This is a genomic window from Lentibacillus halodurans (genome assembly GCF_900112045.1).
GTDB classification, from domain to species: Bacteria; Bacillota; Bacilli; order Bacillales; family Amphibacillaceae; genus Lentibacillus; species Lentibacillus halodurans.
The window spans coordinates 171,159-184,951 of record NZ_FOJW01000004.1; the positions used below are offsets into that span (position 1 = coordinate 171,159).

General features: G+C 44.0%; 13 protein-coding genes and 2 pseudogenes. 8 read left to right on the forward strand and 7 right to left on the reverse strand.

Annotation, left to right across the window (positions count from 1 at the left end):
* Window positions 1-127 precede the first annotated feature (127 nt).
* Genes BM195_RS06540 through BM195_RS06550 form a run of 3 tightly spaced genes read left to right on the forward strand, consistent with a single transcriptional unit; the run spans window position 128 to window position 3,793 of the window.
* On the forward strand, window positions 128-2,338 hold the full coding sequence (locus BM195_RS06540; protein ID WP_090235445.1) for a ribonucleoside-diphosphate reductase subunit alpha: 2,211 nt from the start codon (window positions 128-130) through the stop codon (window positions 2,336-2,338).
* Complete coding sequence (locus BM195_RS06545; RefSeq protein ID WP_090235446.1) at window positions 2,323-2,769, forward strand: flavodoxin; 447 nt, start codon at window positions 2,323-2,325, stop codon at window positions 2,767-2,769. The genes BM195_RS06540 and BM195_RS06545 overlap by 16 nt, the downstream gene beginning before the upstream one ends.
* On the forward strand, window positions 2,750-3,793 hold the full coding sequence (locus BM195_RS06550) for a ribonucleotide-diphosphate reductase subunit beta (RefSeq protein WP_090235448.1): 1,044 nt from the start codon (window positions 2,750-2,752) through the stop codon (window positions 3,791-3,793). The genes BM195_RS06545 and BM195_RS06550 overlap by 20 nt, the downstream gene beginning before the upstream one ends.
* A gap of 149 nt (window positions 3,794-3,942) precedes the next feature.
* On the opposite strand, the gene BM195_RS06555 is transcribed toward BM195_RS06550, so the two are convergent.
* The gene (locus BM195_RS06555; protein WP_090235449.1) at window positions 3,943-5,214 is read right to left on the reverse strand and encodes a hypothetical protein; all 1,272 of its coding nucleotides are present in this window, start codon (window positions 5,212-5,214) and stop codon (window positions 3,943-3,945) included.
* A 342-nt stretch (window positions 5,215-5,556) separates the two neighbouring features.
* Between BM195_RS06555 and BM195_RS06560 the strand changes: the two genes are divergently transcribed.
* Both BM195_RS06560 and BM195_RS06565 read left to right on the forward strand, forming a co-directional pair.
* Complete coding sequence (locus tag BM195_RS06560; protein ID WP_090235451.1) at window positions 5,557-6,591, forward strand: MerR family transcriptional regulator; 1,035 nt, start codon at window positions 5,557-5,559, stop codon at window positions 6,589-6,591.
* Between the two features lie 13 nt (window positions 6,592-6,604).
* Window positions 6,605-7,090, forward strand: a complete 486-nt coding sequence (locus tag BM195_RS06565) for a GNAT family N-acetyltransferase (RefSeq protein WP_090235452.1) — start codon at window positions 6,605-6,607, stop codon at window positions 7,088-7,090.
* 260 nt (window positions 7,091-7,350) lie between these two features.
* Here BM195_RS06565 and BM195_RS06570 read toward each other — a convergent pair whose 3' ends face one another.
* Window positions 7,351-8,241 (reverse strand): N-acetylmuramoyl-L-alanine amidase family protein, encoded by an 891-nt coding sequence (locus BM195_RS06570; RefSeq protein WP_090235453.1) that lies wholly within the window; start codon window positions 8,239-8,241, stop codon window positions 7,351-7,353.
* 162 nt (window positions 8,242-8,403) lie between these two features.
* Here BM195_RS06570 and BM195_RS06575 point away from each other — a divergent pair, with 162 nt between their 5' ends.
* Window positions 8,404-8,835 carry a VOC family protein gene (locus tag BM195_RS06575; protein WP_090235454.1) on the forward strand — a complete coding sequence of 144 codons (432 nt, stop codon included), beginning with the start codon at window positions 8,404-8,406 and terminating at the stop codon, window positions 8,833-8,835.
* 723 nt (window positions 8,836-9,558) lie between these two features.
* Complete coding sequence (locus BM195_RS06585; RefSeq protein ID WP_139223979.1) at window positions 9,559-9,792, forward strand: hypothetical protein; 234 nt, start codon at window positions 9,559-9,561, stop codon at window positions 9,790-9,792.
* Between the two features lie 244 nt (window positions 9,793-10,036).
* Here BM195_RS06585 and BM195_RS06590 read toward each other — a convergent pair.
* Window positions 10,037-11,039: pseudogene (locus BM195_RS06590) on the reverse strand (DUF3231 family protein).
* Between the two features lie 188 nt (window positions 11,040-11,227).
* Here BM195_RS06590 and BM195_RS06595 point away from each other — a divergent pair.
* Window positions 11,228-11,698, forward strand: a complete 471-nt coding sequence (locus BM195_RS06595; protein ID WP_090235459.1) for a hypothetical protein — start codon at window positions 11,228-11,230, stop codon at window positions 11,696-11,698.
* Between the two features lie 2 nt (window positions 11,699-11,700).
* On the opposite strand, the gene BM195_RS06600 is transcribed toward BM195_RS06595, so the two are convergent.
* The 4 genes and pseudogenes from BM195_RS06600 to BM195_RS19110 form a co-directional block, all read right to left on the reverse strand.
* Window positions 11,701-12,036 (reverse strand): YqzG/YhdC family protein, encoded by a 336-nt coding sequence (locus BM195_RS06600; protein ID WP_090235460.1) that lies wholly within the window; start codon window positions 12,034-12,036, stop codon window positions 11,701-11,703.
* A gap of 624 nt (window positions 12,037-12,660) precedes the next feature.
* Window positions 12,661-13,251: pseudogene (locus BM195_RS18500) on the reverse strand (DUF3231 family protein).
* Window positions 13,244-13,465 carry a DUF3231 family protein gene (locus BM195_RS19105; protein WP_090235468.1) on the reverse strand — a complete coding sequence of 74 codons (222 nt, stop codon included), beginning with the start codon at window positions 13,463-13,465 and terminating at the stop codon, window positions 13,244-13,246. Before BM195_RS19105 ends, BM195_RS18500 begins: the two are co-directional and overlap by 8 nt.
* On the reverse strand, window positions 13,360-13,689 hold the full coding sequence (locus BM195_RS19110) for a DUF3231 family protein (protein ID WP_090235473.1): 330 nt from the start codon (window positions 13,687-13,689) through the stop codon (window positions 13,360-13,362). The genes BM195_RS19105 and BM195_RS19110 overlap by 106 nt, the downstream gene beginning before the upstream one ends.
* Between the last annotated feature and the right edge of the window lie 104 nt (window positions 13,690-13,793).

A 13,793-nucleotide genomic window follows, 5' to 3' on the forward strand; every position in this document is an offset into this window, starting at 1 on the left:
TTCCTCGGGGAAAGTGATGGTGAAACGATAGGACATGATACATATTTTCTGTCGTTTTGCACCCGTTCATCTCTAGGGATGAGCGATTTTTTTATATGGAAATCATAGATTCATAGGAGGCAAAACCATGACGACAACAGTGACGGACGATCTGACACAATTGATTGATCGGGCAACGGAAGGCTTGAAAGTGGATAAGGAAGCATTTTTGGAAAAGGTACATAAACCAGGGTCAGACATCAATAAAGATCACCTCATTAAACGCGCCCTTGAAAATATCGATGAGGCTAATCCCGACTGGGCATTTGCCGCCGCCCGGCTGTACCTGCAGACACTATACGAACAGGCAGCAGCCAACAGGGGGTATGGTTCCACACGTCAATATGGTGATTTTTACGAACTGATTCAAATACTGACTGAAAAAGGCATTTACACTGACCGCTTGCTGCAAACATACACAAAAGAAGAGATGGATTATTTTGCCGAAATGATCCAGCCGGAGCGCGATTTACTATTCAATTACCTCGGCCTGTACACGCTGGCAACACGCTATCTTGCAACGGATCATGATAAACACACATATGAACTGCCGCAGGAACGCTGGATGGTCATTGCCATGCATCTGATGCAGGACGAGGACCGTTCATACCGCTCCCGCTATGTTGCTGAAGCGTATTGGGCGCTCAGCAATCTATATATGACGGTTGCTACACCGACGCTCACGAATGCCGGCAAAACACACGGCCAGCTGTCGAGCTGCTTTATTGATACGGTGGATGACAACCTGCAGTCTATTTACGACAGCAACACCGATATTGCCAAGCTTTCCAAAAATGGCGGCGGAATTGGCGTTTACATGGGGAAAGTCCGCGGACGCGGCAGTTCGATCAAAGGGTTTAAAGGCATGTCCAGTGGTGTTGTGCCATGGATCAAGCAGTTGAACAACACGGCTGTAAGCGTCGATCAACTAGGCACCAGGAAAGGCGCGATCGCCATCTATCTCGATGTCTGGCACAGCGATATTGAGTCATTCCTCGACTTGAAGCTGAACAATGGTGATGAACGTTTGCGCGCGCATGATATATTCACGGGTGTCTCGTTGCCGGATTATTTCATGGAGCAGGTGGAAAAGCGTGGCAACTGGTATTTGTTTGATCCGCATGAAGTACGTCAGGTGATGGGGTATTCGCTCGAGGATTTCTATGATGAAGAAAAAGGTGCCGGTTCGTGGCGTGAGCGCTATTTGGAATGTGTACAGTCCAATCAGCTCACCAAACGTGTCGTCCCGGCGATCGACATTATGAAACGGATCATGAAATCACAGCTCGAGTCCGGGACACCATTCATGTTTTACCGTGATGAGGTAAACCGGCAAAACAGCAATCCGCATAATGGTATGATTTACTGTTCCAATCTGTGCACGGAAATTACGCAAAACCAGTCCCCTACTGAATTTTTGGAGGAAGTGACTGAGGCGGATGGAACCATCGTTAAAAAATACAAACCAGGTGATTATGTTGTTTGTAATCTGAGCTCGATTAACCTGGGCAGGGCTGTCCCGGATCAGGTGCTGGAGCGGTTGATCAATATTCAAGTCCGCATGCTCGATAACGTGATTGACATCAATACGCTGCCGCTCAAACAAACGCAGATGACCAATCAAAAATATCGTGCCATCGGGCTGGGCACGTTTGGCTGGCATCATCTGCTGGCAAAACAAAATATCCGCTGGGAGTCTAACGAGGCTGTCGAATACGCTGATCAATTGTATGAAAAAATCGCCTATCTGACGATCAAAACAAGCATGGAACTGAGCAAGGAAAAGGGCAGCTACCCAGCATTTGAGGGCAGCACATGGCAGTCAGGCCATTATTTTACGAACAAAGGTTATTCAGGTGAAAAATGGAACGAATTAAAGCGGGATGTAGCAGCAAATGGCATTCGCAACGGTTATCTGATGGCCGTGGCACCTAATTCGTCGACATCGATGATTGCGGGTTCATCTGCCAGTATCGACCCGGTGTTCCAGCCGTTTTACTTTGAGGAAAAGAAGGATTTCAAAATTGCTGTAACTGCACCAGAACTGGATCATAACACATATGATATATACCGCAGATCGGCGTATATTCTGGATCAGCGCTGGTCGGTCAGACAGAATGCAGCGCGGCAAAAGCATATTGATCAGAGTATTTCTTTCAATTTTTACGTGCCGAATACGATCAAAGCATCGGTTCTGCTTGATTTGCATCTGCAGGCGTGGAAGGAAGGATTGAAAACGACGTATTATGTCCGATCAACGTCCAATGATGTCGAAGAATGTGAGTGGTGTCAAAGTTGAGAAGTCTTATCGCCTATTTATCATACAGTGGCAATACAAAGGAAACGGCGGAAATGATTGCCGATTACCTTGAAGCCGACCGGATGACAGCCGATCTGCACCGGATAGGTATTGACCCGCCGATTGATGCATCTGCATACGATTTGATTTTCCTCGGCACATTCACCTGGGAGATGGGCGCGACCCCTGATGAGGTGAAAGATTTCGTGCTGGAAATCGGCTATAAACCGAACAATGTAGCTTTATTTGGCACAGGTGATACGCAATTCGGTGGTGATGATCTGTTTTGCCTGGCGGTGGATAAGCTGGCAGCATTTTATGAAAGCAGGTGGCCCGGCTTGAAAATTGAGCAGTCACCGCGCGGCTCACAGGAACTTATCGTGGAAAAATGGCTGGAAGGAGTGCTTCATCATGTCAAAAGTCTTGCTTGAGAGAGCCAAAACATTGCAACCTATGAATCCGAACAAATCAACAGCCTTGTTTGGCGGGAAGTCAAGCGGCATTCTGAATTGGAACGATATCGCTTATCCGCACTGGTATAAAATGTACAAGCGGCTGATCGGAAATTATTGGCAGGCGGATGAAATCAATATGTCTGATGATTTGCGTCAGTTTGCTTCGCTCACCGATGAGGAGCGTGATGCCTATCTGAAAATCATCGGCCTGCTGTCAACGCTGGATGCCCCGCAGACACGGACGGCGCTCCTTTTGTCGCTGTATGCAACTGACCCGTCTGTTCAGTCGATTATGGCAGTCATCGCCCAGCAGGAGGCTGTCCATAATGAAAGCTATTCCTATGTTTTGTCGTCGGTTGTGTCACTGGATGAACAGAACGAAGCCTTTCAGCTCGGGCGCACAGATCCTGTTTTGCTCAAACGGAACGAAACACTTATGCAGCAATACAATGCATTTGTTGAGGAGCCATCCATTGAAAATATTTTAAAGACAATGGTATACACTGCACTTTTGGAAGGAATGTTTTTCTACTCCGGATTCGCGTTCTTTTATCATTTGGCACGGCAAAACAAAATGGTCGGTACATCAACCATGATCAGTTACATTAACCGGGATGAGCTTGAGCATGGACGCTTCATAGCGGAATTATTCCGGGCGGCACTCGAAGAGAACCCGGATCTGAATACGGCGGCGTTTGCGGATTGGGTTTACAGCAGGTTCAGCGAGTCGGTTGAGCTCGAAATCGAATGGTCCACATACGTGCTCGCCGATATCGATGGCATTGATCTTGACGAAATGACAGGATACATCAAGTATCGAGCCAACAAAATGCTGCGGATGATGGGTCTGAGCGAGATTTATCCAGACCATACGGAAAACCCGATGAAATGGATCCGGGCATATGCCGATAACTTTGACGGCACGAAGACAGACTTTTTTGAGCAAAAGTCCCGGCAGTATACGAAAACAAGTGATCTGAACGGGTTCGATGATTTATGAGGGGATGTTGGCAGCGGCGTTCACAATTAAGCCTTCCAACATCGGTATCTTGGGCAGAAATCCCGATACTCACGATGATTTTCCCGAAGTTCACAAATTCAACAGCTGAAGCGTTCCAAAAATAGCCGGTGTACCTAAAAACCCACCGGCTATTTTAAATCATTCAGCACGACAACCTCGCCTGTCACTGCATTTACACCATAGGCACAGTCAATCTTGCCGCACATAATATAGCGGCCACGGCTGTCGTCATAGATATAAACCGGATCAACCTCAAGGTGCTCACCTAATTTATCAAATGCTTCTTCCAGTGACAGAAGCGGCTCATCAGCTTTTGCAAAATGTTTAAATCTCTCAAACAGCACGTCCTGATCAAAATAGTTCACAGCAGTTAGTGTGTCCCGCTCAATGAGCAGCTTTATTTTAATATCGAGCACATTTCGAGCGTCTTGAATAGGCTTGATCTCTGCCACAATATAATCGTCCTTCAGATAAAATCCGGTGAGCCTTCGCTTGCCGGTATCATTCGGATAAACCAGGCGCATAAAGCGCAATACTTCACGCTCACATACTGCAACCTCATTATCAGTCAACGGCTTCGTATCCGGATGCGAGGCATTGGCCAGTACGGTCTCAAGCGTCACTTCAGGCGACAAGTCAATATCTTTCCGCTCAAATTCGCCTTCAAGCGGCTCGTCCCACCGCAAAACTTCATCCCTCCCGACAAACGAACTCCGATCAACACCAAATGTAAACGGGATCGTCCGCCCGGCATCATTTGTCAAAAACACTTCCTCAATCCCATAAACCGGCACCCATTTTTCTTTGTCCTCATCTGGGAGTTCCAGCAACTGGCATTGCGCGCTTGCTATGGGTTCATACTTGTCTGGTATCAGCGCAAACGGCTCCCATTCGATCTGCTCTTCATCCGGAAAATCCCCGTCAATATAAAACACCGTCAGTACGCTGTCCTCATTGAATTCGGCCCTAATAATGCCACCTGGTGACACGGGAATATTGTCAACCGCCGCTTCGAATTGCAGTAATTGCTCATCGTCCCGTGCAATCAAAAACTGCCTGCCAAACGTCAGCCCGGTCATCTCCTCAATCCACTCAATGACACCTTCCTTCGCTTCTGATGTCGGATACATACTGCTGTCCGCACTGTTGACACTCCCAACGAAAATAATCCGGCGTACTGCTTTCGTATAAAAATTCACATCGACGGCAACTGTCCCCGCAGGATTTAAGTCATCACCTGAAGTCTCTGCATCATCCGGGAACCACTCCATATTTAAAATATACGCTGTTTCATTAAAATGATTTTTTTCCCGGTAAAAGTGATACCGATTTAGGTAATGGTTGTTTAATCCTAAAGATGCACGTGTATCCTCGATTACTTCCTGCAGTTGTTCATTCATCATAAAACCTCGCTTTTTCAAATCTGTAATCAGTATAACACCTTCTTTCCAGTACAGCCGAATGCCAACATTTTATATAAAGTAAAAGCGCTATAGTTCGGGTTAAAATCGCTGTAGTTTGCAACGGGCCGCTATAGATTAAGCAGTATTCGCTGTAGTTTGCCCGAAGTTCGCTATCGTTCAGGCCGAAATCGCTATAGATTACTGGAAATTCGCTATAGTTAACCCAACCGGCTGCTCGACGTTCCCGCAGAAATTTACTACTGCAATGAAATTTTAAAAAACCACTTTACATTCACTTAACGTCAACGTGTATAGTATATATGAAAGGAGATAAAACACATGCACATCAATCAAGCCGCCAAACAGTTAAACACCACACCGCGGACTATCCGCTTTTATGAAGAAAAAGAATTGGTCAGTCCGCAAAAAGACGCAAAAAATGATTATCGCACATTCACGGATCATGACCTGCTCCGCCTCAGCACCATTCTTGCACTGCGTGAAATTGGCATGCAAATTGACACGATCAAAGGGGTTTTGGACAACCCGGATATGAGCATGAATGATTATTTGAACGTCCAGCGCTCAGCCCTGTTCGAAAAATGGATTGAAATGAAGGATATGATCCATACGATTGATCAGATGATTGAAAAAACAACCGAAGATGACAGTCCAACTGATACGATTGTCGCCTTGGCCAAGCATCTGAAAAATATGAAAAACCTTCGCAAAAGCTGGGAGGACAAGTGGCATTTTGATGATCAGGCAGCCGGTTATGATCAAAACATCAAAATGGCCGGTTACAGGTTCAATGTCCATCAAGATTACGACAAAGCGTTGTCCAAAGCCGCCGAAACAACCAATTTGCAGCCGAATGATGTTTGCGTGGATATTGGTGTCGGGACAGGCAATCTTGGGGCAAAATTTTTTGATAAAGGTGCCAGGATCATTGGTATTGATCAGTCCGAGGAAATGCTTAAAGTGTGTGCCGAAAAATATCCGGCCATTGAAACACGGAAAGGGCATTTTCTCGCACTGCCATTATTGGATAACCAGGCTGACGCCATCGTATCAAGCTATGCTTTGCACCACATTCCGGATGATGAAAAATTGCTCGCACTGGACGAAATGAACCGTGTTTTGAAAACGAATGGACAGGTTTGCGTTGTCGATCTAATGTTTAATGACACGCAGCATCGTACCGACATAATGAGGTATTTTGGGGAGAATGGCAACTTGGAAGCAATCGACGCCATAGAAGATGAATTTTATGCTGACCGATCCAAATTGACAGAATGGCTCGCGACAAACGGCTATCATGTTGAAACATACCAATTTAATACTACTTTGAGTATGATTTATGCCAGGAGATAGGGGGAAATGCAGTATGACTTTAACAAGGAACGATAACATCACGTTGCAATGCTATCATCCGAGATTTCATTCACAGCTGGAAAACTATTATTTAAAAGGGGATCATCACTACTATACCGCGCATCCCATTGATGCCATAAAAGATCGCGGTCATGACCGTCATCCAATCGTTTTGGTAAAAAATCAAACGGTTATTGGTTTTTTTGTGCTGCATGGCTGGAACGGTGTGAGGAAATACACCGGGAATAGACAAGCTATGTTGCTGAGGGCGTATTCGATTGACAGCCGACAACAGGGAAAGGGTTACGCAAAACAATCACTGCAATTGCTCACACCTTTCTTTAAAAATCATTTTCCTGAAAAAAAAGAAATAATCCTCGCTGTCAATCTCAAAAATACAGCAGCACAACACGTTTATAAAAAAGCTGGATTCGTTGATAAAGGAAAGCGTGTAATGGGAAAAAAAGGAGAGCAGCTGATTTTGCATAGAGGGCTTTAAGGTTTAAAGAACGATAGCTTTTTCTCAATTGCTGAGGAGCTTTAGATAACCTCCTGCATATTTTTGTCAGGTTCAGAGAATGTGACAACATGCAGGCCAGTAAGCGACATCGCACTAGTCGAAAAAATGCACAAAAAAAGCGTTCCACAAATACTAGTACTACAACAACATCAAGAAAAAGTTGAATTGTTTACCGACCAAAATCCGAATGACCTGAACAACTAAAAAAGCTGCCCTTCAAAAAAGGCAGCTTGCTCACATTAATCATTAAAATATGCCGCAATCCCTTCTGTAATCCCTTGCGCAACATGATCCTGGTGCTCTGCCGTTTCGATGATGGACATATCATATGGATTTGTGATGAATCCGAGCTCCACCAATACAGATGCATCACGGTTTTCACGCAGTACATGATATTCTTTTTGCATGAGGCCACGGCTGTTCAATGCCATATGCTGTTCGAGACCAGATTGAATGTCATCCGCAAGTGCCCGGTCATCATATGCGTCATAAAAAGTGCTGAAACCATTCACTCCGTCAAGCGGGAATGCATTATAGTGCAGGCTGATAAAAGCATCTGTCTCATTGGCCTTACTAATTTGGACACGATCCTCAAGTGAGATAAATGTGTCATCTGAACGTGTCTGGATAACATTCGCGCCAGCCTCACGCAATTGTTGGGCAACTCTGTCGGATGCGTTTATCGTAAGTTTTTTTTCAAGAACACCGCCAATCCCAATAGCGCCGGGATCCTTTCCGCCATGCCCAGGGTCAAGGACAATGTTCAAGCCGCTGAGTGCAGTTGAATGATCACTGGCCGTATCGGTTTCCACCAAGCTCTCATCACTGGAAACTTTACTGCGGACTGCTATGTCATGTTCGACTGGAAATAGATATTGCGATGCCACCCATACAGCCTGTCCGTCAAAGTAGGTTTGTACCCATCCATATTTTTCCTGAAACACAACAACGTGATCACCATTTCCAAGATAACCAACAACATCCGCACTCTGCGACGGAGCGGATCTGACATTCAGCACATCGGTCCCAACTTCATATGTTTGTTGGTCCTCAGCTTGAACGAATGGAATAAACATTAAAAAAAACAGTAAAAAGCCAGCTGCAGCAATCAGTAAACGTATTCTCCCCATATGGAACTCTCCTTTCACTTGTAGTAATTCATATTTTCCATTTTAAACAGAGGTTAAACACAGCTATGCAAAAATCATTCAAAAGTTTTAGAAAAATAAAAGGATTTTGGAAGGTTTTCGAGAAATCTTCATTTAAATCATAATGGAGAGGAAGATATTACCGTGAATCGAATTAATCTCATAACGCTGGGTGTACAGGATATTCATTTATCGCTTACATTTTACAGAGATGGGCTGGGATTTCAAACATCGGTCAAAGAAGATAATCCGGAAATTGTGTTCTTTCAGAATGATGGAACAAAACTGGCATTATATCCGCTGGAAGAACTGGCCAAAGATGCAAATGAGCAGGAACCGCAAGCAAGACGTGGATTTTCGGGAATTACCCTTGCCTACAACGCCAAATCGGCTGAAGAAGTTGATGGCGTTATGGAAACAGCCGCAAAAGCAGGTGGGACAATCGTAAAGGAATCTAAGCGTGTTTTCTGGGGAGGCTACAGCGGATATTTTGCAGACCCGGATGGGTACATGTGGGAAGTCGCTTATGGTGAAGACTGGACATTTGATGAAAATGACATGCTGATTATCGAGTGAGTGTGAACAAGTATGGATTCGAACGGTTTTCTTTATACTGCCGATATGACGAACAGGCTCGCAGCAGAAACGCCTAGGATAAGTGGGATACCAGATTAATAGACGAAGGGACACTGCGTAAACTTTTCAGTCATATGATTTGTATGAGGGATGTATACCGGGATGGCCTAAGTACTGGCGTCATCCAATTTCCCGGCAATCTTTCTGCTGGGAGTGCGACCTCATGAAAGAACTGAACAGAAGCAGGGATGATCTTGCGCATCAATTAACGACAACAACTGTGAAGGACATCAAAATGGGTAGTGAAAATTTATCGTTTATGAGGTATTAGCTGCTGCTATTCAACATGAAAGTATTTATCAAGGCCAATATTTTGTAGCACTAAAGCAAGCTAAAATGAAGCTGCCTGAAATATGGATTCGTTCGGGGTGAAATAAGCAGAATGGCAGTCCATAAATACCAAAGCAACCGAAAGACCGGGGCTGGCTCACAGAATGACTTTTTTCGTACCGGAACGTATCATTCTGCCGTTTTTAAATGGCTGTTTAAGAGTAATCTTCTTTGCTCAGGAATTGGTCATAATGTCCGTTGCATAGAATAAAGTGATGGAGAAAGGAGTTGAAAGCGACCTTATTATAGTTGGCAACATCATTCATAGCCGGCTGGTACTGTTTCTGGAAAAATATATTGATCCGGTTTGACCGGGATGAGGAGGAAACGCTGATGCGTCATTTGATGAAGGATTTGTTTCAGAAATGGGAAATTGTTCATTCAACGCAGGATATTAGTGACTATTATAAAGCAAAGGCCAGACTGAGCGATAACAATATAGTCTTTAAAATAAGTACCATGACATCTAATACAGAAAAGAACAGAAAAAATGGCTCCATTACGACCTATCATATTAAGGTGAAGGAGGAGGATGTCCGCAGAAGCAATGATGCGATTCATCAATGAAACAATTTAACTGGAGCAGCAGTGGCATTTTCGCAGGTTAGTACTGGCAAACCAATTCACCTATGGCTTGAGACAGGAAGTGATTCATGGGTGAAATGGCTGACTTTTGTTGGGGGGACTTATTTTGTTGATACCAATTGGTTCTGTCGTTTTGCATGTATTCATCATCATTTTTTATGGATTTGCTCCGTAACAGTTTGGACATCGGCAAACGTTTCTGACGCTAAGTCAGGCTGCGCAGGGGTTATCTGTCCTTTGCGATATTTTTTCGGTCAGGGGTAAGTGGCGGCTGTTTAAACCATTTATGTTTAGTCATAAGATTAAACCATTCCTTGTTTATCATTAAGTTTTTCAGTATGATTTTTTCATAGGCTGTTACAAGATCTGTCCGCAAAGCAGATGTAAGTCCTGCACCGTGATATGCCTGTGCAGTTTAAAATAGAAACCCAATGTAATACAGCATTAATTTATCTGAACAGGGTGCTTCCTGGTAGGTTGTTACCTCAGTCTCCCAGGACATTGGAACAGGCAGGTGATCACCATGTAAAATACTACCAAGTGATTGAATCTGCTGATCAGAAGTTGTTGTGTTTTTTCAAAAATTTCCTGATCTCTTTTGATTGCGCCACCTGACTAAAGCCGATAGACAATGTTTTGGCCATGATCTTTTTCTTGATATTAAAGGAGAGATCAATGATTTCCACTGCACTTAACGGGCGTTTTTTCCCGAAAAACTTGCTGAGAAATTGCTGGTCGGACACAAATTCAAGGCTTCCTTCCGGGTAAAAGTACGGATCTCGTTGAAAGTGTCCTTTTTCGAGTAATAAATCAGTTGTTTTTTGATATATGGCTTTCCCTTCGTTATCGCATTTATCGTAAAACGCCCGCAAATCTTCTCGGGTTGTAGTGGTTAGCGCGCCAATGTGTCCTAATAGACCGTGTGTAGTACAATGTGCAAATAATGTAAACAAAATATGTCTGAAAATAATCGTTTGGCGCCATTGATCAGATCGGAATCAGTAAAGCCTATTGGTATCGGGAACCCTTCATTTTGGATAAAAGTTTGGAGTTAACATTTTTGTTCCTCGAATGTTTGAATCGCTTCTTCAAACAACGCTTTTATCTTGTCATCTTCTATGATGGATAACATATATTTGTTGACGATATTCATGGCTGTTCCATTCATATACTCGCCCCATAAGGTCCCGATTTTCAGCAGAAGTCAGTTTCAGATTACTTTTGTCCATGTGATCACCTCTGTTAAAGTTTTCCCCTAACTGGCCAGTTTTATGAAAGAGCTGTTCTAGTAAATTGATGATAAAGATTTGAAAAGTTCCGTAAGCCATTGCCACAGAAGGTTACACAAGGATAAACCCGATTGAACCGCTGAATAACGACCATCCCCGGTCGAAGCATAGGAAGGAAGTGATCCATTTTGGACCGAAAAAAAGGAATTACCGCACTTGTCGGTTTAGTCCTGTTAGCAGTTACTGTCATGCTGGTCGTTGATCCGGAAAATACGGCATCACAAAATAAAGATATCACCGAACACGATAATACATTTACGGGTGAGAGTGAGCACTGGACTGTGGAATTTCATGTTGATGGTAAGGAAATTTTATATAAAGAAGATGGTGTATGGAAGCGTGACCGCGAAGCACAGTCAGAATTCAGGCTGACGTATAAAGGACCGTTGGAGGAGCTTGCCGCTGCGAAAGAAATGAGCTATGAATATAAAACACCAAACAGCGGCACTAAAGCCGAGATGAACTTTCATGACGTGCCGCCGAAGGATAAAGTATTTATTAATCACGGCCATAAACTGGTACGGGAGGATGAGATAATTGAGGTCAGGGTTCAATGGGGCGGTCATACAGAAGAATTTACACTGCAGTCTGCGGAATAATGTCAGCCGGATGTTTCCTCGAAAGAAATATCGATGACTTCCTCTGTTTCGCTGTCAAACTCAATATTTATAAATACGCCGAATTCCCTGCTGTCCTCCCGCAGCCATAACTTGAATTTTTCCACAGCTGTCGTATCCTTCTCTTCGCGCCCCTGGTGCAGGTAATCCACAATGTCCGCATTAGGATACCTAGATTGCGTTTCCTTCATGGCGAGCCGTCCCCATTTGGCATAGGATGGAATGTCATTGTCTGCTTCAGCAATTGGTGTAACATAACCCGATGTGAAGACGCTGGTCACAAGTAATACGACACTTATCGTGATGATTAATTTTTGCATCAGAACATCTCCTTGACCTTGGACGCAGCATATTTACTTAATATGTTTTGCCTCCCAAGACTGATCTTTAAATGCTACTCTGCCGGAATTACCATGGTATAAGCGAATCTGCCATCAGTAAGTCTTCAGTTAAAATCCCCTAGTAAACGCCCTGCTACTTACTGGTCAGTTCATCATGCCCAATCGTCCCTGTTGGCCCTTCCATCCAGCTGGCAATCAGTAAATTGCCGTCATCCTTTGTATATTTTATAAGGCGAGGGACATGGCAGTAAGGTCAAGCCTGAACGTGGCGGATACACTTGTTCCGTAATAGGCGAAACCGGGTAAATTCATGGCAGTTACATGAAATGCCATTCTTTTATCTGAAGAGGGCTGGATGGTGGAGCGGTTGCCGGATCATCCTAGAGCATTGTAGCAGATAGGAACCGGTCGTTCATCATCTAAAAACAGACGTGAGTTTTGGAATATGGGATTCCGAGATTTTTAGGTTATCTGAAGGAAAGGACGAATATTGGGATTCTCAGCCATTTGCAAAAAATATTTCTTGGTGTAAATGGCCAGGCTGTCCTGCATATAAGCTATGCAACTGAGAAAGTTCTGCGGCTCGTTTATCCTGTCAGCACTTTATTTTTTCGTTTTATGATTAATCAATTTATCCCGATTCGCAGCACTTGGCTGCTCCTCAAGCCATTTATGCTTAATCATAATTTCAGCACCTTTATCTCCATATTTCCCGAGTTCTGCTGTCAGCCGGGTGAACTGGGGTATTAAGTCGTGCCGCAAGACATTGGGGATAGCCCCGCCATAAGTTGCAATGCCTCCTGTACTTAATGCGCGTGTATGAAACATCATCAGCTTATCTGAGAATGGAGGAGTGGTTGACTTGGTCACTTCCGCGTCCCAGGTTTGAGGTGTTTATAAATCGTCTTCTTTCAATATACTCCTGAACACGTCGACATGTTTATCCGCAATTTTTTTACCATCCTGCAGGTAATTTCGTACTTCCTTGTATTGTGCGACCTGGGCATATCCTGTAAACAATACTTTAGAAAAAATGTTGGTCAGCTGGCCCAGAAACAGAACCGTAACTTCCATTCCACTTAGAGGCCGCCGTTTGGTGAAATAGCCATGCATATAGCCTTGTTCTTCAATAAATTGGACCTTTTCCAGAGTCGAGATATAGGGTGACCTTGTATAAACCCCTTTCTTAAGCATGGTTGTGGTCAGTTTCTCGGTAAGCCGGGATTGAGGAATCCAAACATTTCTGGTAAAAGTTAAGCGTATCTTTTTGTGCCATAAGCGGCAGGGCAAAACTATACGCGACTAACCCGAGTCTGGCCATGTTTTGCAGGTAAATGAGAGCGAACGTATCCGAAAACAAACGAGGGGCATCAAGATCAACATCATTTTCGGTGAACCCTTCAGGAATCGGATGTGTGCTTCACGCTGAAATATTTCCGAGACTTCGTTTATATGTTTTTGGGACAGGTCGAGTGCGTATTTTAAAATGGGGATGACATCTTTATCCTGCGCATTTGCCAAAAAATGTTTGATTACACAAATCGCCATACTGTCGTTCATGTATGATGTCCATAGGTTGGCGAGCTCTGCTGAGGTCAGCCGCGGATTTGGCTGAGACTTATTTTTCATCATATTTACTCTCGTTTATGTATATTGACGCTAAAGAGTAGAACGTTTGTAGTATGTCATTGTTTGGATGATGATATGCATATGGATAGGTTACACTTAATTAGACA